Here is a 25,051-nt window from a genome sequence, read left to right as displayed (position 1 = left end):
GGAAATTCACATGACTGAGAAGAACACCCCGTTCCCGTCCGCCTCAATCCTCGGCTACCCCCGCATCGGCCGCCGCCGCGAACTCAAGAAGGCCGTCGAAGCCTACTGGGCCGGCAAGATCGACGCCGCCGCCCTCGACGCCGCAGCCAAGGAAATCCAGCTGGGCACGGCCAAGCGCCTGCAGGGCCTGGGCCTGACCGAAGCGGCCGCCGTTCCCGGCACGTTCTCCTTCTACGACCAGGTGCTCGACGCCGCTGCTCACCTCGGCGCCGTGCCGGCCCGTTTCGGCAACCTCCTCAACGCTGAGGGCCAGCTGGACATCGATGGCTACTTCACCCTGGCCCGCGGCAACAAGGACGAGCAGCCGCTGGAAATGACCAAGTGGTTTGACACCAACTACCACTACCTGGTGCCGGAAATCGGCCCGGAGACCAACTTCGCGCTGACCTCCAACCGCATCGTTGAAGAGTTCGAATACGCCCTGGCCAACGGTGTGGAGACCCGTCCCTACATCGTGGGGCCCGTCACCTTCCTGCTGCTCAGCAAGGCTTCCGACGACGCCCCGGCCGGCTTTAGCCCGCTGTCGCGCCTCGAGGATGTACTCCCCATCTACACCGCGCTGCTCGAGAAGCTGGCCGCTGCCGGCGCCAGCTGGGTCCAGCTGGACGAGCCGGCCCTGGTTGTCGACCAGGAAACCTCCGCGCAGGAGATCCAGGCCGCCGTTGCCCGCTCTTACGAAGTCCTCTCCGCGGCCGGCCAGCGCCCGCAGCTGTTCGTCTCCGCCCCGTACGGCGCCCTGAACGGCCAGCTCGGCACCCTCGCGGCCACCAACATCGACGCCCTGCACATCGACGTCTTCAAGGGCGCCGTCCCGTCCGCCGCAGCACTGGCGGCACTGGGCAGCAAGACCCTGGTTGCCGGCGTCGTGGACGGCCACAACATCTGGCGCAACGATCTTGCAGCCTCTGCCGACAAGATCGCCGAACTGAAGAAGTCGGTGGCCAAGCTGGCCATCAGCACCTCCACCTCCACCCAGCACGTCCCGCACGACGTCGAGGAAGAGGCACAGCTGTCCGAGCAGCTCCGCAGCTGGCTGGCATTCGCCGACCAGAAGGCCGTTGAGGTTGTGACCCTTGCCGGTCTGCTCACCGACGCCGCCGCCGTGCAGCCGGCCATCGATGAGGCCACCCGCATCATCGCCTCGCGCGCCGCCGCCGAGGGCGTCCAGCGCGCCGACGTCCGGGCCCGTACCGCCGCCCTGACCCCGGCCGACTTCAACCGCTCCGAGTACTCGGTCCGCGAAGCCGCCCAGGAAGAGGCCCTGCACCTGCCGCCGCTGCCCACCACCACCATCGGCTCCTTCCCGCAGACCTCCGAAATCCGTTCGGCCCGTGCCCGCAACAACAAGGGCGACCTCACCAACGAGCAGTACGAGCAGCTCATGAAGGACGAGATCAAGCGCGTCGTCGAGCTGCAGGAAGAGCTCGGCTACGACGTCCTGGTGCACGGCGAGCCCGAGCGCAACGACATGGTGCAGTACTTCGCCGAGAACCTCGAAGGCTTCGACGTCACGGTCCACGGCTGGGTCCAGTCCTACGGCTCACGCTGCACCCGCCCGTCCATCCTCTGGGGCGACGTCACCCGCAGCGCCCCCATCACGGTGGCCTGGGCCGAGTACGCCCAGTCGCTGACCAGCAAGCCGATGAAGGGCATGCTCACCGGTCCGGTCACCATCCTGGCGTGGTCCTTCGTCCGCGACGACCAGCCGCTGGGCGAAACCGCCAACCAGGTCGGCCTGGCGCTGCGCGACGAGATCGCCGACCTCGAAGCCGCCGGCATCAAGGTCATCCAGGTGGACGAGCCTGCCCTGCGCGAACTCCTGCCCCTGCGCAAGGCCGACCAGGCCGCTTACCTGGACTGGTCCGTGAACTCGTTCCGCCTGGCCACCGCCGGTGCCGCCGACGCCACCCAGATCCACACCCACCTGTGCTACTCCGAGTTCGGAGCCATCATCGACGCCATTGACGGACTGGACGCGGACGTCACCTCCATCGAGGCTGCACGCTCCCGCATGGAGGTCGTCCACGACCTCGAGTCCCACGGCTTCGGCCGCGGCGTCGGCCCGGGCGTCTACGACATCCACTCGCCGCGCGTTCCGGGCGAGCAGGAAGTCACCGAGCTGCTGAGCACGGCCGTCAAGCACGTTCCGTCCCGCCAGCTCTGGGTCAACCCCGACTGCGGCCTGAAGACCCGCGGCTACGCCGAGACCGAAGAGTCCCTGCGCAACCTCGTCGCAGCCACCAAGACGGTCCGCGCGGAACTGCTGGAAGCAGCAAAGTAGGAACCAGCAACCACGCACGGCGGCGGGCGGTCACCTTTTTGGTGACCGCCCGCCGTCGGCGTCTAATCATCGATTGCTGAGCAAACGCCGTTCTGAGCCCTCAAAAGGGCCGTTATGGAGCAATCGATTCGACTTGGGGATGGGTTCAGGACTCCCAGACGATTTCGTCGTCCACCACGCCGTCCTCATCCGCAGACGCCACGAGCAGTTCGTCAGTGAAATGGGAACCCAGTGTGAAGTCGAGGACGAAGTAGCGCTCGGGCTGGCCCGGGTAGATTCCCACGTGGCCCAGCTTCAGAGCCTTCAGGAACACCGCATTGGTGAGCTGGCTTTTGTCTGAGACGCCGAAGACCTTCTGCAGGTGCTCATCCTTGATGGCATTGCAGTGGAAGCGGAGATACTCCTGGGGGCTCGTCCCCTCCTGCTCCAGCTCTTCCGCGATCATCTCCCGGACCTCGTCCACGAGCTCGGGCAGGTAGCGCAAACGGTAGTCCACCTTGTGCATGGCCGCCTCATCGAAGTGGTCATGGGCGTTGATGTTGAGGTCCAGCTCAAGGCGTTGGCCAGCCAGCTCGTGCTCCGCGGCGACGTTATGGTCCCGGCCGTGGTTGAGCTCGATCTCTCCGAAGTGCTGGCTCGCTACCTTGGTGGTCATATCTTCAACATAGACCCGAAAAGCGGTGCATTCCAGCTTCGGGGATTATTTATCTGGAGACCCCAGGCTGCCCAGCGTGTCAGCCAGCAGGTCCACGAAGAGCTGAACCCGGGCGGTCTTCTTGTCGTTGATCAGCAGTGCGAAGACGTTGCGGGCCAGCCTGATCTCCGGGACGTCCAGCACCACCACGCCGGCCGGCCGGTGGCGCAGCGCAAGCTCAGGTACCAGTGCGGCGCCCAGCCCGGAGGCCGCCATTTCAAGGCTGGCGTGGAAGTCATCGCTGTAGGCCACCACGCGGGGGTGCAGGTTGCAGCTGGCGAAGAGCCGTTCGATCACCGTGGCGTCGCTCGTGCCCGGGTGGTGCATGATCCAGGGCATGTCGGAGAGGTGGTCCGCGGCCACTTTGGCCTCAGTGCGGAAGCCCCATCCGGTGGGTAGGACCACCCGGAAATTGTCGTCGCCGATCCACTGCCGGTTGATGGTGTGCGGCCACGCCAGCCCGGACTGGCCCACCTGGTACACGAGCGCCACGTCCACGTCGCCGCCTGTACGCAGGCCCTGGATGGTCTGGGCGGGTTCGGCCACGGAAACCCGGAGGTCGATGCCGAGACCTTTCCACGCCGGATTCTTCAGGATCCGCGGGAGGACGTAGGTGGCAAGGCTGGGAAAGATTCCGAGCCTCAGCTCCTGGCTGGTGGTGTCGTGGGTTTTGGACGCGGCGGCCATCAGCGCCTCAATGTCGGTGAGGACCTTGGCCGCGTGGCGGGCCATCACCAGGGCGGCATCGGTGGGCACCACGCTCCGTGCCGAACGCTGGAACAGGTGCACTCCCGTGTCCCGTTCGAGGGCCGACATCTGCTGGGAAACGGCCGAGGCCGTATACCCGAGCCTGCTCGCCGCGGCCGCGAAGGATCCCAGCCTGGTGACCTCCAGCAAGGTCCTCAAATGTACGGGGTTAACCACCAGCTCACCTTACTCTCGGTACCGTTTGCCAGCGAAAAAATTGCCCACCCATCCGTGTGACTGATGGCTCCGAATAGCCCCTGAGTAGTCAATCAGCGGCAGCTGTTCAGCAAAGGAGCAAAGATTGTCACCCAGCCCAGCACGGAGTGGAGACGAGAGCCGGCGCATCGCCGTCGTCGGCAGCGGGGTGGCGGGCCTGACGGCCGCGCACATCCTCAGTCGGCGTGACCACGTCACCCTCTTCGAGGCGGAAGCCAGGCCCGGCGGCCACGCCCACACCCACGACGTCCCACAGACTTCGGGGACGCTCGCCGTGGATACGGGCTTCATCGTGCACAACAACCGCACCTACCCCAACCTCATCCGGCTGTTCGGCGAACTGGGTGTCGAAACGCAGGATTCGGACATGACCATGAGCATCAGGTGCGACGGCTGCGGCCTCGAGTACGCCGGGGCCAGGGGAGCCGCCGGCGTCTTTGCCCGGCCAGCCAACCTGCTGCGTCCCCAGTACCTGCGGATGCTGGCCGAGATCCTGCGCTTCTGGCGAAAGGCGCGCGCACTACTGTCCTCCGCCGCTCCAGAAGACGGCGGCGAGGAAACGCTGGGCGCCTTTCTGGACCGGGAAAAGTTCAGCGATTACTTCACAGCCCACTTCATGGCGCCGGTGGTGAGCGCCGTGTGGTCCTGCGACCCGACGACCGCGCTCGCCTATCCGGCACGGTATCTCTTCACCTTCCTGGATCACCACGGCATGCTCGGCATCAAGGGTTCGCCGCAGTGGAAGACCGTGAAGGGAGGCTCGCGCAGTTACGTTGACCGCGTGGTCGCGGGTTTGCAGGAGGTCCGCCTCGGCAGCCCCGTGCTGGCGGTGCGTCGCACCGGATCCGGCGTGGAAATCACGACGGCGGCCGGCACCGAAGAGTTCGACGCCGCCGTCATCGCCGCGCACCCGCGCGAGGCACTGGCCATGATGGCGGAGCCGACGCCGGACGAAGTCAGGATCCTGGGCGACATGTCCTATTCTGTGAACCACATCAAGTTCCATCGTGATCCCGCCGTTCTGCCGCGCACGGAAGCGGCCCGCGCGTCCTGGAATTACCGGCTTCCTTCCTGCGGGGCCCGCCCGGACCACGTGCTGGTCAGCTATGACCTCACCCGCCTCCAGCGGCTCAGCCCGGACGACGGCGGCAGCTATATCGTGAGCCTTGGCGAATCCGACCTTATCGAACCGGGAGCCGTACTGCAGGACCTCGTCTATGAGCACCCCCAGTACACGCCGGAATCTGTGACTGCGCAGGGCCGCCTTGGTGAACTCGGCGATTCCCGGCTCGCGTTCGCCGGCGCCTACCACGGCTGGGGCTTCCATGAGGACGGTGCAGCGTCCGGGGTTCGGGCGGCAGCGCTGCTGGGCCGGGACTGGGAAGCGCCCGCTGACCGGCACGAGGTGCTGGAAGCCGGGCGGCCGGCGGAGCTTGTCCCATGACGGCGGCCATCTACCGCACCAGCATCCGCCACGTGCGGCGGGATCCGCTGGAGAACGCCTTCACCTACCGAAGCTACAGCTGGTTCGTGGATCTTGACGCGTTGCCCCTGCTGCCCTGGTGGCTGCGTCCGCTCGCCGGCTTCCATGCCGAGGACCACCTGGGGGACCCGGCGGCCAGCATCCGGGAGAACGTTGACCGCTTCCTCGCCGTTAACGGTGCGAAGCCCGACGGCGGCAAGGTCACCATGCTGGCCAACGCCAGGGTGCTGGGACAGGTCTTCAACCCCATCAGCCTCTTCTGGTGCCACGGCGCTGACGGCACGCTGCACGCCGTGATCGCCGAGGTCCACAACACCTATGGCGAACGGCACTGCTACCTGCTGCATCCGGATGAGGCCGGACGTGCCAGGACCGACAAGGACTTCTACGTCTCCCCGTTCAACGAGGTGGACGGCAGCTACCGGATGAACCTGCCTGAACCTGACGGGAACCTCGCCGTCGCGGTGGTGCTTGAACGTGCCGGGCGCAAGCCGTTTACCGCCGCCATGACCGGGGTAGGCCAGGCCGCCACTCCGCGCAGCATCCTCGCCGCGGCGCTCGCCGTTCCGTTGGCACCTCTCCGCCTTGTGCTGCAGATCCATTGGCAGGGAATCAAACTCTGGGCCCGCGGATTGCCCATCATCAACCGCCCCCACCACCCATCACAGGAGGCAGTCTCATGACACTCACAGACCCGACCTACCAGGGAAACGCATCCGGTCCGTTCCGGATCCCGGCTGCTCCGGCGGCCATCGACGCCGAGGTGTGGCCCGGCGTCGCCCGTCCTCCTGCAGGAGCGAAGGCGGCCCTTGCCGGCAAGGCGGCCGGCGCGCTGTTCAGGGGTGCCGCCCGGCGGCTGCCGCTGCGGATTGAGTACCCCGACGGGTCCGTGCTGGGGACCGGGGACGCCGGCTCGCCGGTGATGACCATGGTCAGGCCGGAGGATTTCGACGCCCGCATCGGCGATAACGGCCTGATCGGGCTGGGGGAGTCTTTCATGGCCGGGGACTGGGAGGCGTCCGACCTCGCCGGCGTCCTGGAGGTCTTTGCCTCCTCTCTGGACACGCTCATCCCGGTGCCGCTGCAGAAGCTGCGCAGCCTTTACCTGCCGCGGGCGCCGCGCCAGGAACGCAACACGGAGCAGAACACCCGGGGCAACATCTCGCGCCACTACGATCTCTCCAACGAGCTCTTCTCCAACTTCCTGGACACCACCATGAGCTACTCCTCGGGGCTGTTTGCCGCCGGAGCCGGCCCGCTGCCGGAAGTCGGCTGGGATGCACTGGCCTCCGCCCAGCAGGCCAAGATCGACAGGCTGCTGGACAAGGCCGGGGTGGGCCAGGGGACCCGGCTCCTGGAGATCGGCACGGGCTGGGGTGAGCTCGCCCTACGCGCCGCTGCCCGCGGCGCCACCGTGTACACGGTGACGCTGTCCAGCGAGCAGCAGGCGCTGGCACAGCAGCGCATCGAGGAAGCCGGTTACTCAGGCCGGGTCACGGTGGCCCTGCAGGATTACCGCGCGGTGGAAGGCGAGTACGACGCCGTCGTCTCCGTCGAAATGATTGAAGCGGTGGGCTATGAGTACTGGCCGGTCTACTTCCAGACCATCGACCGGGTGCTGGCTCCCGGCGGCAAGGTGGCCATCCAGGCCATCACCATGCCGCACGGCCGCATGCTCGCCACGCGGAATGCCTACACCTGGGTGCACAAGTACATCTTCCCCGGCGGGTTCCTTCCTTCCGTGCGGGCGATCGAGAGCGTCACCGAGCAGCACACCACGCTCCGTGTCCGGGAACGCCGGGGGATGGGTGACCACTACGCGGCCACGCTGCGGCTGTGGGAGGAGCGGTTCCTGGTCCGCTCCCGCGAAGTGCGGGAGCTCGGGTTCGACGAAGTCTTCCAGCGGATGTGGCTGTTCTACCTGTGCTACTCGCGGGCCGGTTTCCAGTCCGGCTACCTGGACGTGCAGCAGATCGTCCTGGACCGCCGGGAGGCACAGCTCTAGATTTGCCGTTTCCTTAATCACAAGGAGGGGCCCGGAAGCATGCTTTCGGGCCTCTTCTGCGTGCCCCGGACCACAATTCCTGGCATGCGCGGGCACGTTCGACACGCCGTCTTCCGCACGACACGCAGGCGTTTAAATGTGTCTAAGTACTCCACAGGGTGTGGATTTCGTCCTCGAAAAAGCCGGAAATCCGGACATTTTGGCGACCCTTGCCTGTGGATTAAAAGTGCATTAAATGACATACTTGTAATACATCATCTAGGGGTTCCGCTGGGGGCCTTGCACTACATGTAGTATCGACATACAGATTGAGCGGGAGACCGGCGCAGCCAGTATCGGACAGGGATTTCAGTTCCAGGCCGATTCCAGTTCCAGGCCAGAGTCCACCGCAACGATGAACAAAGACTTCAAGCAAGACAAGACGTCAAGAGTACAGAAGCAGTGACTTCGACAAAGGGGACAGGGACCATGACCGTTACGGTTTACACGAAGCCGGCCTGTGTTCAGTGCAACGCAACCTACCGCGCGCTGGATAAGAAAGGCATCACCTACCAGAGCGTGGACATCTCCCAGGACGCGGACGCCCTCGAGCGCCTGAAGTCATTGGGATACATGCAGGCTCCGGTTGTCGTGACGGACCAGGACCACTGGTCAGGCTTCCGCCCGGACAAGATCGAAGAGCTGGCGCTGAGCGCCGCCGCTTCGGTGGCCTAGGCTTCATCCGCCGTTTCCGGCAAAGAACTTTACGTAGATGAGGTGACCCCCATGGCAGCGCCGGCACTTGCCGATGCGCCGTTCGCAGCGGATGTTGCGAATACGACGCCCATGAACCGGACATCCAGTCACCTCATCTACTTCTCCTCGTCCTCCGAGAACACCAAGCGCTTCATCGACAAGCTGGGTACGGACGCCGCCAGGATTCCGCTGCATCAGAAGGACCAGCCGCTCACGGCTTCCGAGCCGTTTGTGCTGGTACTCCCGACGTACGGCGGAACCGGCGGCGAAGGCTCCGTACCCAAGCAAGTCATCAGGTTCCTGAACAACCCGCTGAACCGCAGCCTGCTCAGGGGCGTCATCGGGGCGGGAAATACGAATTTCGGGGACAACTACTGCATGGCGGGGGACATCATCGCTGCCAAGTGCCAGGTCCCGCACCTATATCGTTTCGAACTCATGGGGACGCCGGAAGACGTCGACCGTGTACAAAAAGGATTGGAAGAGTTTTGGACACGACTGTCGCAGACACAGAAGTAACCAGGTCCGAAGGAAGGGACACGCCCATGGATTCGGTCGCCGGTGCGGTTGAACAGCAGGAGAAGCCGGCACTGCCCGCCGCCTACAAGGGCCTGGGCTACCACGAGCTCAACGCCATGCTGAACCTGTACGGTCCCAACGGCGAGATCCAGTTCGAGGCGGACCGTGAGGCCGCCCACCAGTACTTCCTGCAGCACGTGAATAACAACACGGTCTTCTTCCATGACCTCGAGGAGAAGCTCGACTACCTGGTGAAGAACCAGTACTACGAGCGCGAGACTCTCGACCAGTACACGATGAACTTCATCCGTGAGCTCTACAACCGCGCGTACAAGAAGAAGTTCCGCTTCGAGACCTTCCTGGGCGCGTTCAAGTTCTACACGTCCTACACGCTGAAGACGTTCGACGGCAAGCGTTTCCTCGAGCGCTACGAGGACCGCGTTTGCATGGTGGCCCTGCACCTGGCCCGCGGCGACGAGCAGCTGGCGCTGCAGATGGTTGACGAGATCATCGAGGGCCGCTTCCAGCCGGCCACCCCCACGTTCCTGAACGCCGGTAAGCGCCAGCGCGGCGAGCTGGTCTCCTGCTTCCTGCTCCGCATCGAAGACAACATGGAGTCGATCGGCCGCTCCATCAACTCGGCCCTGCAGCTGTCCAAGCGCGGCGGCGGCGTGGCGTTCGCGCTGACCAACATCCGCGAGGTTGGCGCGCCCATCAAGCAGATCGAGAACCAGTCCTCCGGCGTCATCCCCGTGATGAAGCTCCTCGAAGACAGCTTCTCCTACGCCAACCAGCTCGGTGCGCGCCAGGGTGCCGGCGCCGTGTACCTGCACGCCCACCACCCGGACATCTGCCGGTTCCTGGACACCAAGCGCGAGAACGCGGACGAGAAGATCCGCATCAAGACCCTCTCGCTCGGCGTCGTGATCCCGGACATCACCTTCGAGCTGGCCAAGAAGGACGAGGACATGTACCTGTTCTCGCCGTACGACGTCGAACGGGTCTACGGGATGCCGTTCTCCGACGTCTCGGTCACCGAGAAGTACTACGAGATGGTGGACGATTCCCGGATCAAGAAGACCAAGATCAAGGCCCGAGAGTTCTTCCAGACCCTCGCCGAGATCCAGTTCGAATCCGGCTACCCGTACATCATGTTCGAGGACACCGTGAACCGGGAAAACCCGATCGACGGCAAGATCATCATGTCCAACCTGTGCTCCGAGATCCTCCAGGTTTCGCAGCCCACGACGTACCATGACGACCTGTCCTACGACGAGACCGGCAAGGACATCTCCTGCAACCTGGGGTCGCTGAACATCGCGAAGACCATGGATTCGCCGGACTTCGGCCTGACCATCGAGACGGCCATCCGCTCGCTCTCGGCTGTTTCGGACATGTCCAACATCACGTCGGTTCCGTCCATCGCCCGCGGCAACGACCAGAGCCACGCCATCGGCCTGGGCCAGATGAACCTGCACGGCTACCTGGCCCGCGAGCGGGTTCACTACGGTTCCGAAGAGGGCCTGGACTTCACCAACATCTACTTCTACTCGGTGGTGTACCACGCGGTCCGTGCCTCGAATAAGCTGTCCATCCAGACGGGCCAGACGTTCGGCGGGTTCGAGAAGTCCAAGTACGCCTCCGGCGAGTTCTTCGACAAGTACACGAACCAGGAATGGGTCCCGCAGACCGCCAAGGTCGCGGAACTGTTCAAGAACATCCACATCCCCACCCAGGATGACTGGCGCGAGCTGAAGGCTTCCGTCATGGAGCACGGCATCTACAACCAGAACCTGCAGGCCGTCCCGCCGACGGGCTCGATCTCCTACATCAACAACTCCACCTCCTCGATCCACCCGGTGGCGTCCAAGATCGAGATCCGCAAGGAAGGCAAGCTGGGCCGCGTGTACTACCCGGCGCCGTACCTGACGAACGACAACCTGGAGTACTACCAGGACGCGTACGAGATCGGCTACGAGAAGGTCATCGACACCTACGCCGCTGCCACGCAGCACGTGGACCAGGGCCTGTCCTTGACGCTGTTCTTCAAGGACACCGCCACTACGCGCGACATCAACAAGGCCCAGATCTACGCCTGGAAAAAGGGCATCAAGACCATCTACTACATTCGTCTCCGCCAGCTCGCGCTGGAAGGGACCGAGGTGGATGGCTGCGTCAGCTGCATGCTTTAAGATTCAACTAAATTGTGACAGTACGACGGCGGGCAGCCGCCCGCCGTCGTACGCTTAACTTAACGAAGAACCCAACTTTTAGGGGATGACATGACCGAAAAGGTCAAGCTGCTTAGCCACGTCGAGGCGATCAACTGGAACCGCATCCAGGACGACAAAGACGTGGACGTCTGGAACCGCCTGGTCAACAACTTCTGGCTCCCGGAGAAGATCCCGCTGTCCAACGACGTCCAGTCGTGGGCGACGCTGACCCCAGACGAGCAGCAGCTCACCATGCGCGTGTTTACCGGCCTTACCCTGCTGGACACCATCCAGGGCACCGTCGGGGCCGTCAGCCTGATCCCGGACGCGATCACCCCGCACGAAGAGGCCGTCTACACGAACATCGCCTTCATGGAGTCCGTGCACGCGAAGAGCTACTCCTCCATCTTCTCCACACTGGCCTCTACCAAGGAGATCGACGAGGCGTTCCGTTGGTCCACCGAAAACGTAAACCTTCAGAAGAAGGCCCAGATCGTCATGGACTACTACCAGGGCGACGATCCGCTGAAGCGTAAGGTGGCCTCCACGCTGCTGGAGAGCTTCCTGTTCTACTCGGGCTTCTATCTGCCGATGTACTGGTCCTCACGGGCCAAGCTGACCAACACGGCCGACCTGATCCGCCTGATCATCCGCGATGAGGCCGTGCACGGCTACTACATCGGCTACAAGTTCCAGAAGGGCCTCGAGGGCCTGTCCGAAGAGCGCAAGCAGGAGATCAAGGACTACACCTTCGAGCTGCTCTTCGAGCTGTACGAAAACGAAGTCCAGTACACACACGATCTCTACGACTCCGTCGGCCTGGCCGAGGACGTCAAGAAGTTCCTGCACTACAACGCCAACAAGGCGCTGATGAACCTGGGCTACGAGGCCATGTTCCCGGCTTCCGTCACCGACGTGAACCCGGCCATCCTCTCCGCGCTGTCGCCGAACGCGGACGAGAACCACGACTTCTTCTCGGGTTCGGGTTCGTCTTATGTCATTGGCAAGGCCGTCAACACTGAGGATGACGACTGGGACTTCTAGTCTTCTTCTGCTGTGAGATGTCGACCTAAGCTGTGAGATGTCGACCTAATTGGAAGAATCGCTTCCTATTTGGAAGAAACTCGTCGCCTAGTTGGAAGACTTCCAATTAGGCGTGAGACCGGAAGCTAGTTAGCGATTCACCGGATAACTGGCTCATCGCAATCGGGAGTGTAGTTGGGGTCCGAATTCGTTCGCTTCGAGCAGGCTGCGCGCGGTGGCAGACTGTGGTCAGGCCAAGGGCGTTGAAGGTTGCGTAGGACGCATTGAGTCCTTCGGGCGGCCAGTGTAGCAACTTCCATCATTGGAAACGTCGACTCTACCGGGCACCGACACACCACGCCCCGGCCACACGGCGAAAAGCCACTTTTAGGAGAAAGCGTTGCCGCTCCCCACTGACATATCAGTTCCAGGCGCGTTGACGCCGATTGAGTTTCGAGCAGGTCTATCTACAGTTATCGTTGGCGCCAACAGGTCCGGTAAAACAAAATTGGCGGTTGAGTGCGAACGGCAGCTCGGGGTCACTAGGCACCGTATCTCGGCGCAGCGGATGCTAGCGATTGATCCGTCAATCGAAAAAATCAGCGAGGAGGCTGCCCGAGGTCAGCTCCGTTACGGATACGCTAAACCGAGCGAATATGGCAGCCTAGAAGTAGCGCGTGACAACCAACGATGGGGCCGAGCTCAACCTCGCTTCATACTTAACGATGCAGGCGCCCTACTTCAAGTGCTCTTCGGAGAGCAAGCGAATACGGCTGTTAGCGCCTACAATGCCGCTGCGGATGGCGTTCCGATCGCAAGCGGCGATACTTTGATGCGCAAGTTGAAAGCGATTTTCCATTGGGTGTTGCCAAACCGCGAGTTATACATCAAGGCTGACCACATCACGGTTTCTCCCGTTACAGACGAGACAGTCGGCGAGCCTTACAGCGTCACTGAAATGAGTGACGGCGAATAAGCGGTTTTTATATGCTCGGCCAAACGCTGGTCGCCGACCACAGCTCAGTCTTCATCATGGACGAGCCCGAGATTCACGTTCACCGCTCCATCCTCGGCCGTCTTTGGGACGAATTGGAAGCCGCGCGTCCAGATTGTGCCTTTCTCCTGATCACGCACGATTTAGAGTTCGCAGCATCGCGCGCCGGCAAGAAGCACGTAGTGCGGAGCTATGCACCCACTACCGGTTGGGTCATCGAAAACGTGCCCGAGGCGGCAGGCTTCAGCGAGGATCTCGTGCCATTGATTCTTGGCAGCCGCAAACCGATCCTTTTCGTCGAAGGCGAACAGGGCAGCCTCGACCTTGCCTTCTACCGCGCTTGTTATCCCGCCTGGACGGTCGTGCCTCGCGGCGGTTGCGAAGGCGTGATTCACTCGGTCGTCACCATGCGGCGCAATGCAGCGTTCACCCGAATCCAGTGCGCTGGATGGTTGACGCGGACGGCCACGACGAAAGCGACCGTGCGAATCTCGCTGCCCACGGCATCCAAATACTGCCCGTGGCGGAGATCGAGAACCTTCTCCTGCTCCCTACTGTCTCGCGCGCGATCCTAGAGATGAACGACCTCGAAGGGAATGAGTTAGAAACGAAACTCGCTGAGCTAAAGGCAGCAATCCTCGCCGATGCAACGATCGAGAAAAACGTGAGTGAGGTTGTCCTGAGCTATTGCCGTCGACGCATCGACAGAATGCTCAAGCAGATTGACTTCTCAGCGGACAAGTCGATCGCGGACCTCACTACCAGTTACGCCGCCCGGACGGGCGAGCTGGACGTCTCCGAGCTCGCCTCCGATATAGAAACGAAGATAGCCGCCGCTGTTAGCGCCGGTGACCTCGCCGCTCTGCTGGCGGTTTACGATCGCAAGAAGCCCCTTTTGGCACTGGCATCGTCCCACCTCCGCAACTGGAAGGTCGAGGTGTTCAGTGCTTGGACTACGCGCGCTATTCAGAGTACGCGTGACGACCGACTTCGCCGAGCCATTAGCTGCGTAATTCCGGACGTCACTGCCTTTTGAAAACGCTTGCCCCTCATCCAAGGTGAATTTGGTGAATTCGAGATTTGACTATCGATAAAGGTGACTCGCAGGAAGCTTGATGCGCTCCGAAAACCTGCGTGCCGATGAAAGAACCGGGCACGAGCCCTTTTGACCAGCCGGCCGCCGGCGTAGGCAAGGGCTTGTTCGACGCCCGCCTGTTCCTGCGCGTGGAGCTGGCCTCGTGTCGTCCAACAAAGGCGCCGACCACGCCAGGAATGTGCTGGTCAATGAGATCGAAGAAGCTGAACTTCGATTCCTGCCAAGGGATATGACGCTCGCGCCGAACCGGTCAGGAACTAACCAGCTGGTGGTGCAGCCAGACGCTCTCATCACTTCTCCAGGCTCTTTTGTCCTTGTTGAGGCCAAGCGTGTTCGATCGAGTTCCTTCCAGCCAGAGCAGCTGGCAAAGGAATATGTGGCAACGATGGCGCATGTAGCTACACGCACTCCTCGGGCTTCGAGGAAGCCCATCTCCGGGCAGCCCTCCGTGCTATCGCAGGGAAACACCCCGCCTGGGGCTGGCGGAAGGCCCGCTGGCACCTGCTGGCCCAGTCCGAGTGGGACGGCGTGGTGCTGAACAGGAAGCGCGTGCGCCGGCTCTGGCGCGATGAAGGGCTGGCCTGTAAACCCAGGGCGCGGAAGAAGCGCCGCACCGGGCCCGCCGGGGAGCAGAAACGGCTCATAGCCGAGTATCCGATGCATGTGGTCAGCTTCGACTTCCAGTCCGACGTGACCTCCTGCGGCTGGCACATCCGGTCCTTCAACGTCATCGACGAATACACGCGCACCGCGCTGGCCATCATTCCGTGCCGGCCTTTCAAGGCCTCGGACGTGGTCGCGGTGCTGGAGGACGTCATCGACGAAACCGGCACCGCTCCGACCTACGTCATGTGTGACAACGGGCCGGAATTCACTGCCGCCCGCGCTACTCGAGTGGTGCAATACCGCCGGGGTCGACACCGCATTCATCGACGCGGCACCCTGCCAGAACGGCTTCATCGAGTCCTTCAACGCCCAATTCAGAAGGGAACAACTCTCCGGAGAAATCATGGACACCATGTCCGAAGCGAAGTATTTGGCCGAGGAATGGAAAGCTATCTACAATCATGAACGGCCCCACGGATCCCTGGACGGCATGACACCGAAACGCGACTGGGAAACCTGGACGCAAGAAAACCAATTAGCTATCGCATAGGCGCTGGACTGCTAACGGGGCCAAACCAGTGCCTTGAACTGTCGAACGATTAGGGCCGGGGTGAAGACTTCGACGATGAGCTCCGCTTCGGAATCCTCTGAGCGTCTGACCGCGGTCTCCGCAGGTCGGGGGCCCAGATCAAGCGGATGAAGGTCCTCGGTGGTTTGGCGCGTTCCAAGGGATGGATTGACCAGTTGTTGTCGTATTCTCAGACCAGATAGGCCGAAGAGGGGCGGTCCTGGTGGACCGCCCCTCTTCTTTCTTATTCCCGCGCCCAAGAAAACCTGGATCAACCAACCAAACGAAACCTCAAACTGTCACAGACAGCGTGATCTATTCCCGAATCCCGCGAAGGTCAGTTGGCCGCTTGGTTCCACCGGCAAGCCAACCGAGACGACCTACAATCCCAGCCACCAGACCGCCGTGCTGTGAGGCATTTACGAAATCGAGAGGTTGGCGCTGACGCTCCACTTGGACCAATCCGTCCAGATGTCAAGGTCTCTCGAGCCTTCCTGGATGGCAGCCTTGTGGAAGACTTCCTCGTTTCCGGGCTCCCCGTTGACGAGCGTGCGGACGTTGTTGATGATCAGCGTCTTGCCGGCCCCAACATGGTATTTCCATGACGATGCACCCAAGAAATCGTTGCCGTCGAAGGGGGGCCAATACGTGTAGTCATCTTCCCAACGTTCTTGCTTGATGTTCACGTCCCGGGCCTTCTCGCAGTACACCTTTATCTTGTAGTTGACCTTCGTGACCTTGTAAATGGTGTATCCAGCGAATTCGGGCTTCAGTGCTTTGACCGTGCAGACAGTTTTGGTGGTGGCTGCCTGGGCCGGGGCGGCCAAGGCGAAGGGAACGGTTGTCAGTGCGAGCGAAGCCGCGGCTATGAGAGCAATTTTGCGGCGTGCAGTGCGGGATTCTTTTGTTGGTGTTCCTTTGGAAAACATGATTAACGCTCCTGGGTGATGATCGGGTGGACGTCCTTGGCTCATGTGTCACATAGCGATGGCAGCAGCCGTGTCGGTCCTAATTGGTTGGAATTGGATAAACCTCGAGAGGCCCAAGTTCCGTTTCCGGATTCGTTTAATCCGGTAACTCCATGTTGCGTCGGCGTGGGAATTGGGCACTTCCGTGCCAGCACGGTTTCCGAGAAGCAGGCTCCCCGGAAACGCCCCGCGGCGACGGTGTTCCGAATCCGCCCCTGTCGTGCACAACCCTATTGACGAGCTGGGCAGTGGGACGTGGAGACTGGCCAGCCCCTCGGCCAACCGGCCGACCGATCGGCGAACCGCTGATTGGACATAAGAACAGGGTGGTCAGTGTGGCGTTTAGCCCCGATGGGAACCGGATTGCCTCCGCCAGTGCCGACGGCACCGTCCGGCTGTGGCCAGGGCCCCCAGTCTGGCCAGACGTGCTATGTGCAAAGCTCACCCTGAACATCAGCCACGAACAGTGGCGTGAGTGAGTCTCACCGGGCATCGATTTCATCGAGGTTTGCCCGAGCATGGCCGTTCCTGCTGGCAGCACGACGGCCAGTCATGTCGCGGAAACCGGGCTGCCCCAGCGGTAGGTATCGGCAGGAATATCCTGAGGAATGCAGGAAAGTAAGGGGGCCCAATCACCTCACATGGGGCGCGACGAATGTCCCAATTTTCGTAGCACTGCAGCGCTTCAAAAAGACTGTCTCAGCAACAGGGAACCACACGCGCTGCCCGGCCCCTCCTATCACGGCCGGTACGCCTGCAACCTCCACCGGCAGGGGAAACGAGAGCCTTCCCATGCTGTAAATGGTCCACCTGAGCACCGCACTGCAATGACCAGTTCAAGTCGCCCCGAAACCTCATCGTGATTGCTTGAGGAACACTACCGCCGGGCGCTTGCAGGGACCCTGCTTCTCGGAAAAGCGTGCTGGCACGGTAGTGCCCAATTCCAACGCGGACGCAACATAGAGCTACGGGGTTACACGGATCCGGAACCGGAACTTGGGCCCTCGAGGTTTATCCATTTCCAATCAATCAGGAACCGACCCTTTCTAGTCACGGGAACATCAAAAATGATAAGCATCATGTTTCGCGGCGCCGGCGATGCCCCAGGCCTCCCCGGCGGACCAGCTCTCGCCATCCCCACCAGCCCCGGGTCCGCCACAGTCAACGCGGCGAGGGTTCGACAGCCTAGAACCCCGGCATCAAACACCATGCCGGGCTCCTGCAGCCTGGCCGCGCAGGAGCGGGTCAGGGATGCCGCGTATGACGCGGTCGAGAAGGTCCTGAACAGCCTGTTTCAGCCATTGAGCCCGCAGGCCCTCGCAACACGGTGGAACGATGCTGCAGACGCCATGACGAAACACCTTGAAATAAAGAACATCGGCCGATAGAAATTAGTCGATGGAAACAGAATTGGACTTACGCCATGCAGAACCCGGCGATGCCGAAGAGCTCGGGGACCTTCACCCCCGGTGCCGGCGCGAAGCGTATGCTGGCCTGCTGTCGGCAAACTTCTTCGAGCAGCAGAACCCCGCGGACCGCATTGCGCAGTGGTCCCAAATTCTCACGGGACCACATGCTGCCCGGCATTGGGTCGCCGTGCATGACGGACGCCTGATCGGATTTTCTGGCTCCATACCCCCGGCACAAGCTCAGTCACCGAGCTCTGGGGCATCTATCTACTCTCCGCTTATCACGGTTCTGGGCTCGGACAACGGCTCCTGGAGGCCACCATTGGCACGGAAAATGCGATGCTGTGGGTGGCCCAAGACAACCCGCGAGCCCAAGCGTTTTATCGACGTAACGGCTTTAGCCCCAATGGTACGAGAAAGGTCGTCGAAGACTGGGAAGGAATTCCTCTAATCCAGATGAGCCGCTGATACATATTGTCCGAAGCCAGAGAGACGCAAGTTGCGACTGCAAAGCCTAGTTTTGAGACGACTGTACACATTCCTGCACTCATTTCGGCCCTGGAAGTCGCAAGCGCAACAACCTTCCAGATCCTCGGTCACCGCAGTCGAAGGAGCAGGTGGTCTCAGGTGAACGAACAAGGCACTGGCAAGGCACCCGGATCCAGGTCGCGGGACTTTGGATCACGGCATGCAGCGTCGCCCCGCCGCTGCTCCGAACCGTGTTCGACGTGCTCGAAGTTATGGGACGGTGAGCGGCTGGAGATGCTGGGCGTTCCAAGTGCCAGAGCGTTTGGCAACCCCGTCGGTACCCTGCCGATTCATCGCAATTACAGATTCTGCAAAGTTTTGAACTACTGGAACGCCGGTTATCGGCGTTGAAATATCGCCAGAAACGCGGGGGATAAAACGCTTTCCGACGGGGCCGGGGTGTGTTCTCCGCGGGAGCCGGAAAAGGACGTGCCCGCATCCACGCCGCGGTGCATCAAACAGCCGCGCAAAAGCCCGTGGCGCTCTCTGGCTTGATTAGAGCTTTGCAGGAGCGCAACTGGCCCGCAATTCCGAGCGCTTGGCGGAACAGATTGATTGTAGGCACCAATCCCGATTCGTCGATCTGTCGAAGGATGAACTCAGAGGACTAGACGCCTGCAGCTTTTCCATAGAGGAATCCCAGCAGCCTAACGGAGTTCCTGGGTTTCAGGTGATTTCCCTACGAGGCAGCTCACGCTCACCAGAAACTCCATACATGATTTTAATTCTTGCGGGTCGCCGGCGATAGCCCTCGACGAGACTCACGAATAGTGCTCGCGAAATGGGGTGCGTGCCTCATTTTGGAAATGCTCGCGAAACGGGTCCGGCTCCGGGTGCTGCTGGGACCATGATGGATGGGCCAGGGGTTGTCGTTGTCAGCGCGCAGGGAGATCACCAGGGCGTCCGCGGGGGAGTATGCGCGGGCGACGAAAAAGGCAAGGGGCAGATTCTGGATGATCTCGTCGCTGTCACTGGCTGGTCCCGGGCCAATGCCCGCCGCGCCCTGTCCACGGCGCTGAAGCGTAAGACTCCGGTCCGGAAGGCGCGGCGGAAGCCTCGGCCCCGGACCTATGGATATGACACGCTGACGGCGCTGATCAGGGTTTGGCGGCTGGCCGGCATACCCTCGGGCAAGTATCTCGCGGCGACGATGGGACTGTGGCTGCCGAAGCTGGAGGCCTGCGGTGAGCTGAAGAACGTGCGGTTCAGCCCCGGAGTCCCGGACCAGCTGATGGCCGTCTCCGGGGCAACGATCGCGGACCGTCTGCCGTTCCCGCTCACAGGCCTGGACACCGATAACGGCGGGGAGTTCATCAACCATGCCATCGTCGGCTGGGCAACGGCACGGGACATCTACTTCACCCGGGCCAGGCCCTACAAGTCCAACGACAACGCCCATGTGGAGCAGAAAAAATGGGGGCATCGTGCGCCGGCACGCCTTCCACTACCGGTACGACACCACCCTGGAACTGCAGCTCCTGAACGAGCTCTACGCCCTGGTGCGGATCCGGTTCAACATGTTCACCGCCACGAAGAAGGCCGCCGGCTGGAGGGAGAACCGGAACGGGCACAAGACCCGCAGCTACGATCGGCCCCGAACCCCCTACCAGCGGGTCACTGACTCCGGTGTGCTCACACCAGGGAAAGCCGCCGAACTCGAGGCCCTATTCAACGCAACAAATCCCGCCAATCTCACCCGCGGAATCACGGACATCCAGCTCCAGCTCATCAACCCGCCGCCGACAAGACCCAGGCGATGCGCCCGTCTCCCACGCGAGCAAAAATACGTGAGGCACGCACAACCGTTTCACGAGCATCTTGACGTGAGGCACCACGGATGGAGCCTAGGGCGTCCTCGCCGACTTAACCGGATTAGGCGTCGTGCGGTGTGACATGCAAACAGGAGCGGAGTGCGGGAACTCCAGCCAGGGAACTCCCTATTCGTCGGGTTCGTAGTGTGATTCGAATCTTTCGGCGGTCATCGCGTAGCCATCGGTGCCGTCTTCGTTGTTGAACACGACGACGTCGCCCCTGTTGTAGTGTGTGCGGCCTTCCTTGGTCACCACGCTGCCGGCTTCCGGGGCAGCCTCAGCCCAGACCGGGGTGCATTTCACATAAGCACCCCGATGGAGCTGGAGGTAGGTGGCGGCGAAGACATCAGCGTCGACTGTGTGGATGTCGCCGTCGTCGTCCACCAGCCAGTCCCCGGGTTTGCACTGCTGTTCGCCGCCCCACTTGCGGTAGCTGAATCCTTCGGTGTCCAGGCGCAAAGGAATGGCGACCACGTACTGGTCCGGAAGGCGCCTGTAGCGACGGAGCTCCCTCATAAAAAGTCCCCTTTCCGTTCACGCCTGCGGCAGGTCAAAAACCCCACCAAAATCAGTTTCCCGCATATCCCGTGCCGCGGCCAGCCTGCCCAGCCGGTGGAGGACCTCCATATTTCCGGGGACATCCATGGCGCTCAGCGAGGTGACGATGTCCATTGCGGCAAGGGTTCCGTCCAGGCTGCGGACACTCGCCGGACGCAGGTCCACGTTATAACGCAGGTAACTCATCAACGGGGCACCGTTTAGAAGATCACCCTCCAGCTCCCCCAATTCCCGGTCGATCATCCTCGCGGTAGGGCTGGCGGACATCCACTGCAGCATCGTCTCCTGCAGCACGGCACAGTCCTGCAGCACGGACTTCAGCGCCCGCACGGCGTGACTTGCGGTCAGCTTTGCCTGGCTGACGGCAGGATCCGCCGCGCCTGTGCCGACCGATACCAGCAGCAGCTTCTCGGCACCGGTCTCCCAGCCCACGCGGTAGCCCTCCAAAGAGGCGTACATGAGCGCCTGCAGGGCAGGATTGTTGAAGGGACTGACACCACCGTCGACAAAGCTGCCGGTCACCGGGCTCACATTGCGTCCGCCCGTGATGGTGATGGTTTCCGGTTCGAAAAAGGACGGCGCAGCCGTGGAGGCCCGGACAACCTGCCAGAGAGGATAGTCCCGGTTACCCATCCTGCCGCTGGCCCCGGCAACAAAATACTTGCCGCTGGGATTGTTACTCACCGGCCACGGACTGCCGCTGTCCAAGCGCTTGATGACCACCAGTAATCCGGTCAGCAGCTCGGAGCCGCCCAAGGTGGTGTCCGTACCGAAGACATCCTTCAACTCCGCAACCAGGGCCTGCTCGTCGTACCTGGCGCGGAGAAGAACTTGGCGCAACCGGCTTTTCTCAAACACCCGCCACCCGAGGCTGAAATACTTCTCAGTGAGTTCGCCGACGCTCAAGCCCTGGGCGAGAGCCGCCGCGATGATCGCCCCGGTGGACGTGCCCGCTATCAGGTCAAAGTAATGGCAAAGACGAAAGTCATCACCACTGCCGTGGCGTTCCCGCAAGAGGTCCTCTATCTTTTCCAGTATTCCGAGGCTCAACACGCCCCGCAACCCGCCACCGTCAAGTGCAAGAATGCGCTTGGGCCTGCCATCACAGCGGAAGTGCTCGTCCCGGTTCAGTATGCGATAAGGCATCTGGACGCCTCTTCTCATGTCGAGCTGCGTAACACCATGCTAGCTGGACACCGTTTGGTAGTCAGGGCCGTGCGCTTGACCATCGGGCGGAAACCGTCCTCAGGGCTGGGGCTGCCGATCCGCGAAGGTACGTTCGTTACAGGCTAGACTCCACGAAGCCGGCCCCGGTCCTTCCAATTGGAAGCGTACTTTGGCGTCCGGAGATGCTCCATTGTGCGGATCCATGACCCTTGAAGCGCGTGACACGCGGGGAGGACTATTGACTATAGGCAGCCGCCGGATCGTTGATATTCGGACCGACGGGACGGAGGCTGGCCCGAGGGGCCGCGGAGCTGCGGCAGTGAACTTCGGGTGGCTGGGTGATTCGCTTCCACGGGCAGGAGACATTGTGTACGCAGCACAAGGCGGCCGGCGCCAACCTCGTCGGCGTGTGGTTCTACAGCGGTGCCGGCCGGATCATAGGACGTTTCTGATGCGAAGCCGTTCGTCTTTACAGCAGTGGATTACGGTGCAGGCATGTCACGTGTTTTCTTGAGTCATTCCAGCCGGGACACTTGGCAGGCGGTTGCGTTAAAGCGGTGGTTGGTGCGGCAGGACCCTGGTCTTGCGGACGAGATATTCCTGGACCTTGATCCAGTGACGGGTATTTCGCCCGGTGAGCGGTGGAAGGAGGCCCTGCTCCGGGCCAATGAGCGGTGCGAGGTGGTGATCTGCCTGCTCTCTGCCAGCTGGGAGGCCTCCCGCGAATGCATGGCCGAGTACCGGACCGCGGAGAATCTGGGAAAGCTGATTCTGTGTGCCCGGCTAGAGCCTCTGGAGGAGGAAGGCGTCACCGGCGAATGGCAGCGCTGCGACCTCTTCGGCAACGGACCCACCACCGAAATTCCAATTGACGGTCAATGCAGTCCTGTTGTTTTTCTCACGGACGGCCTCCGGCGGCTGCACCAGGGGCTGCGCCGTGCAGGGATCGGGGCCGAGCACTTCGCCTGGCCGCCGCCGCAGGATGCTGGGCGGTCCCCCTTTCGGGGGTGGGAACCGTTCGAGGAAGCCGACGCGGCGGTATTCTTCGGCCGGGACGGACAGATCGTGCGCGGTTTGGATGCACTGCGCACCATGCGCAGCTCCGGTGTCGAGTCGCTGTTCGTGATCCTGGGTCCGTCGGGTGCGGGCAAGTCCTCGTTCCTGCGGGCGGGGCTGGTGCCGCGGCTGCGGCGTGAGGACCGGCAGTTCCTGGTGCTGAACACCGTGCGCCCCGAGCGCAACCCGCTCACCGGGGACCGCGGCCTCGCCTGCGCGGTCCATGCCAGTCGCATCCGTCTGGGACTGGACACCCCCACCCTGGGAGCTATCAAGGATGCGTGCACTCGCGTCGACACGGCACAACTGAAGGAGTGGCTGGCCGAAGCCCGGCAGGCGGCCGCCGAACGGCTGCTGGAGGTGCCGGTCGGGGCGTCGCCGCCCACCCTGGTCCTACCGCTGGACCAGGCCGAGGAGCTCTTCAGTGCCGATGCCGGCCCCCAGGCGCACCGGTTCCTTGATCTGCTTGCCGGTCTGCTGGACCACGAAGTCGGGACCGTGCCGGCGTTAATTGTTGCCGCAACGGTCCGTTCGGACTTCTACGAACCATTGCAGACCGCACCTGAGCTGGCCGGGCTTAAGAGCGTCGTCTTCGACGAGCTCAAACCTATGCCGGTCGCACGGTTTAGGGAGGTCATCCTTGGCCCGGCAGCCCGTGCCACCGGCGCGGGGAGACCACTGGAAGTAGAGACTGTTTTAGTGGACCGGCTGCTGGAAGAAAGCATTCAGGGCGCGGACACCCTTCCGTTGCTCTCGCTGACCCTGGCACGCCTGTACCAGGACTACGGCGGCGACGGGGATCTCCGTCTTGCCGAATACCATGCGATGGGTGGAATGCAGCAGGTGGTGCAACACGAGATCGACACCCTGCTGTCGCCGGGCCCTGCAGTGCGGCGGGGCCAGCTGGAGCTGCTGAAATCTGCGTTCATTCCCTGGCTGGCGACCATCAACCCAGACAACGACCAGCCGGTTCGCCGGATCGCCCGCCTGTCCGATCTACCGAACGACGCCCGGCCACTCATAGATGCCATGGTGGCCCGGCGTTTGTTGGTCGGGGACGAGCGCCTCGGGGAGACCGTGATCGAAGTAGCTCTGGAGAGCCTGCTGCGCCAATGGCAGGATCTGGCCGGGTGGCTGGCCAGCGAGCAGGAGGACCTCAAGGAGGCCGACAACCTCGAACGCGCCGCAGCCGCTTGGGAACGCAGCGGCCGCAATGAGGCGTGGCTCTTCGAAGGAGAAAGGCTGACTCGTGCCGAGACACTCTTCGGAAGACCAGGATTCCGGGAACGGCTGGACCCTGCCCGCGAGTTCCTCCGCGCCTCCCGAAGCCGGGAAGAGGAACGGCTCGCAACTGAGAAGAAACGGCAGGATGCCGAATTACGGGCGGCCCGCGACAAGCAGGAAGTGGCCGCAACGCACGCCGCGGATTTACGGAAACGATCTCGCATACTCAAGATCGTCCTATCATCAGCGGTCGTTATCACCATGGTCGCCGCGGCTGGCTTCGTGTGGGCCTCCTTTGCAGAGCGCGAGGCCACCGCGCGCGACCGCGAGGCCACTGCTCTTCGGCTTGTATCGGAAGGGCTGTCCATGCTCGAAGGGACCCGCGGCGGCGGCGATGCAAACGGTCTAAAGCGCATCCTCGCCGCGCAAGCGATTGCCTCGACAGCGGGAGGCGAAAGCGCATTACTAAGCGCCGTTAATATGAACCGTGAACTGCAAAAAATCATAGAAACGGCGACCAAAATCAGTAGTACAGCGTTCAGCCCGGACGGCAACCGGATAGTCGCCAGCGGTGCCGACGGCACATTGCGGCTGTGGGATGCTGCGACGGGCCGGGCTCTCGGGGAGCCGATGACCGGACACACGGGGGTGGTGACGAGTGTCGCGTTCGGCCCCGACGGGCGCCGGATCCTTTCGGGGGGTAATGACGGCACATTGCGGCTGTGGGATGCTGCGACGGGCCGGGCTCTCGGGGAGCCGATGACCGGACACACGGGGGTGGTGACGAGTGTCGTGTTCGGCCCCGACGGGCGCCGGATCCTTTCGGGGGGTAATGACGGCACATTGCGGCTGTGGGATGCTGCGACGGGCCGGGCTCTCGGGGAGCCGATGACCGGACACACGGGGGTGGTGACGAGTGTCGCGTTCGGCCCCGACGGGCGCCGGATCCTTTCGGGGGGTAATGACGGCACATTGCGGCTGTGGGATGCTGCGACGGGCCGGGCTCTCGGGGAGCCGATGACCGGACACACGGGGGTGGTGACGAGTGTCGCGTTCGGCCCCGACGGGCGCCGGATCCTTTCGGGGGGTA

The 25,051-nt window shown here is 62.5% G+C and carries 21 protein-coding genes and 1 pseudogene; 16 read left to right on the top strand and 6 right to left on the bottom strand.

From position 1 onward, the window contains the following. Nucleotides 1–10: 10 nt before the first annotated feature. Entirely contained in the window at nt 11–2,341 is a 2,331-nt protein-coding gene (metE, locus tag LQ144_RS15605; RefSeq protein ID WP_230119618.1) for a 5-methyltetrahydropteroyltriglutamate--homocysteine S-methyltransferase, read from the top strand. A 145-nt stretch (nt 2,342–2,486) separates the two neighbouring features. Here metE and LQ144_RS15600 read toward each other — a convergent pair whose 3' ends face one another. After that, nucleotides 2,487–2,996: a DUF2004 domain-containing protein gene (locus LQ144_RS15600; protein ID WP_230119617.1), complete on the bottom strand. Its 510-nt coding sequence runs from the start codon at nt 2,994–2,996 to the stop codon at nt 2,487–2,489. 45 nt (nt 2,997–3,041) lie between these two features. Then, nucleotides 3,042–3,959 carry a LysR family transcriptional regulator gene (locus LQ144_RS15595; protein WP_230119616.1) on the bottom strand — a complete coding sequence of 306 codons (918 nt, stop codon included), beginning with the start codon at nt 3,957–3,959 and terminating at the stop codon, nt 3,042–3,044. Nucleotides 3,960–4,083: 124 nt separating this feature from the next. On the opposite strand from LQ144_RS15595, the gene LQ144_RS15590 reads away from it, so the two are divergent. From LQ144_RS15590 to LQ144_RS15545, 10 genes and pseudogenes are all read left to right on the top strand, one after another. Next, complete coding sequence (locus LQ144_RS15590) at nt 4,084–5,442, top strand: FAD-dependent oxidoreductase (protein WP_230119615.1); 1,359 nt, start codon at nt 4,084–4,086, stop codon at nt 5,440–5,442. Then, nucleotides 5,439–6,164, top strand: a complete 726-nt coding sequence (locus tag LQ144_RS15585) for a DUF1365 domain-containing protein (RefSeq protein ID WP_230119614.1) — start codon at nt 5,439–5,441, stop codon at nt 6,162–6,164. Before LQ144_RS15590 ends, LQ144_RS15585 begins: the two co-directional genes overlap by 4 nt. Then, nucleotides 6,161–7,486, top strand: a complete 1,326-nt coding sequence (locus tag LQ144_RS15580; protein WP_230119613.1) for a class I SAM-dependent methyltransferase — start codon at nt 6,161–6,163, stop codon at nt 7,484–7,486. Before LQ144_RS15585 ends, LQ144_RS15580 begins: the two co-directional genes overlap by 4 nt. A 468-nt stretch (nt 7,487–7,954) precedes the next feature. Beyond that, the gene (gene nrdH / locus LQ144_RS15575) at nt 7,955–8,200 is read left to right on the top strand and encodes a glutaredoxin-like protein NrdH (RefSeq protein ID WP_056625338.1); all 246 of its coding nucleotides are present in this window, start codon (nt 7,955–7,957) and stop codon (nt 8,198–8,200) included. A gap of 111 nt (nt 8,201–8,311) precedes the next feature. Beyond that, nucleotides 8,312–8,740, top strand: coding sequence for a class Ib ribonucleoside-diphosphate reductase assembly flavoprotein NrdI (nrdI, locus tag LQ144_RS15570; protein WP_230119642.1), 429 nt, complete (start codon nt 8,312–8,314; stop codon nt 8,738–8,740). 26 nt (nt 8,741–8,766) lie between these two features. Continuing rightward, nucleotides 8,767–10,932 carry a class 1b ribonucleoside-diphosphate reductase subunit alpha gene (nrdE, locus tag LQ144_RS15565; protein WP_230119612.1) on the top strand — a complete coding sequence of 722 codons (2,166 nt, stop codon included), beginning with the start codon at nt 8,767–8,769 and terminating at the stop codon, nt 10,930–10,932. Nucleotides 10,933–11,022: 90 nt separating this feature from the next. Continuing rightward, nucleotides 11,023–11,997, top strand: a complete 975-nt coding sequence (gene nrdF / locus LQ144_RS15560) for a class 1b ribonucleoside-diphosphate reductase subunit beta (RefSeq protein ID WP_024368367.1) — start codon at nt 11,023–11,025, stop codon at nt 11,995–11,997. Nucleotides 11,998–12,544: 547 nt separating this feature from the next. After that, nucleotides 12,545–12,952: a hypothetical protein gene (locus LQ144_RS15555; RefSeq protein WP_230119611.1), complete on the top strand. Its 408-nt coding sequence runs from the start codon at nt 12,545–12,547 to the stop codon at nt 12,950–12,952. Between the two features lie 466 nt (nt 12,953–13,418). After that, the gene (locus tag LQ144_RS15550) at nt 13,419–14,006 is read left to right on the top strand and encodes a hypothetical protein (protein WP_230119610.1); all 588 of its coding nucleotides are present in this window, start codon (nt 13,419–13,421) and stop codon (nt 14,004–14,006) included. Nucleotides 14,007–14,483: 477 nt separating this feature from the next. After that, a pseudogene (locus LQ144_RS15545) lies at nt 14,484–15,222 on the top strand (IS3 family transposase); the annotation flags it as partial. A 437-nt stretch (nt 15,223–15,659) separates the two neighbouring features. On the opposite strand, the gene LQ144_RS15540 reads toward LQ144_RS15545, so the two are convergent. After that, on the bottom strand, nt 15,660–16,169 hold the full coding sequence (locus LQ144_RS15540) for a hypothetical protein (RefSeq protein ID WP_230119609.1): 510 nt from the start codon (nt 16,167–16,169) through the stop codon (nt 15,660–15,662). 152 nt (nt 16,170–16,321) lie between these two features. Here LQ144_RS15540 and LQ144_RS23160 point away from each other — a divergent pair, with 152 nt between their 5' ends. Then, nucleotides 16,322–16,687 (top strand): WD40 repeat domain-containing protein, encoded by a 366-nt coding sequence (locus LQ144_RS23160; RefSeq protein WP_354962162.1) that lies wholly within the window; start codon nt 16,322–16,324, stop codon nt 16,685–16,687. A gap of 600 nt (nt 16,688–17,287) precedes the next feature. After that, nucleotides 17,288–17,596, top strand: a complete 309-nt coding sequence (locus LQ144_RS15535; RefSeq protein ID WP_230119608.1) for a hypothetical protein — start codon at nt 17,288–17,290, stop codon at nt 17,594–17,596. Nucleotides 17,597–17,624: 28 nt separating this feature from the next. Here the strand turns inward: LQ144_RS15535 and LQ144_RS15530 are convergent, their stop codons facing one another. Beyond that, complete coding sequence (locus LQ144_RS15530) at nt 17,625–17,810, bottom strand: hypothetical protein (protein ID WP_230119607.1); 186 nt, start codon at nt 17,808–17,810, stop codon at nt 17,625–17,627. Nucleotides 17,811–17,827: 17 nt separating this feature from the next. Between LQ144_RS15530 and LQ144_RS23155 the strand changes: the two genes are divergently transcribed. Together LQ144_RS23155 and LQ144_RS15525 are read left to right on the top strand one after the other, a co-directional pair. Beyond that, a complete protein-coding gene (locus LQ144_RS23155; RefSeq protein WP_354962164.1) occupies nt 17,828–18,085 on the top strand; it encodes a GNAT family N-acetyltransferase in 258 nt (85 codons plus the stop codon). A gap of 907 nt (nt 18,086–18,992) precedes the next feature. Then, complete coding sequence (locus LQ144_RS15525) at nt 18,993–19,766, top strand: hypothetical protein (RefSeq protein ID WP_230119606.1); 774 nt, start codon at nt 18,993–18,995, stop codon at nt 19,764–19,766. A 316-nt stretch (nt 19,767–20,082) separates the two neighbouring features. Here LQ144_RS15525 and LQ144_RS15520 read toward each other — a convergent pair whose 3' ends face one another. Then, nucleotides 20,083–20,472, bottom strand: a complete 390-nt coding sequence (locus LQ144_RS15520) for a hypothetical protein (protein WP_230119605.1) — start codon at nt 20,470–20,472, stop codon at nt 20,083–20,085. An 18-nt stretch (nt 20,473–20,490) separates the two neighbouring features. Next, on the bottom strand, nt 20,491–21,660 hold the full coding sequence (locus tag LQ144_RS15515; protein ID WP_230119604.1) for a patatin-like phospholipase family protein: 1,170 nt from the start codon (nt 21,658–21,660) through the stop codon (nt 20,491–20,493). A 516-nt stretch (nt 21,661–22,176) separates the two neighbouring features. On the opposite strand from LQ144_RS15515, the gene LQ144_RS15510 reads away from it, so the two are divergent. Continuing rightward, nucleotides 22,177–25,051: TIR domain-containing protein (locus LQ144_RS15510; RefSeq protein ID WP_230119603.1), on the top strand; the 2,875-nt coding region annotated here is incomplete at its 3' end.

This window comes from Arthrobacter sp. Bi83 (assembly GCF_918698095.1).
Classification (GTDB): domain Bacteria; phylum Actinomycetota; class Actinomycetes; order Actinomycetales; family Micrococcaceae; genus Arthrobacter.
This window is presented reverse-complemented; position numbering and strand designations above follow the sequence as displayed.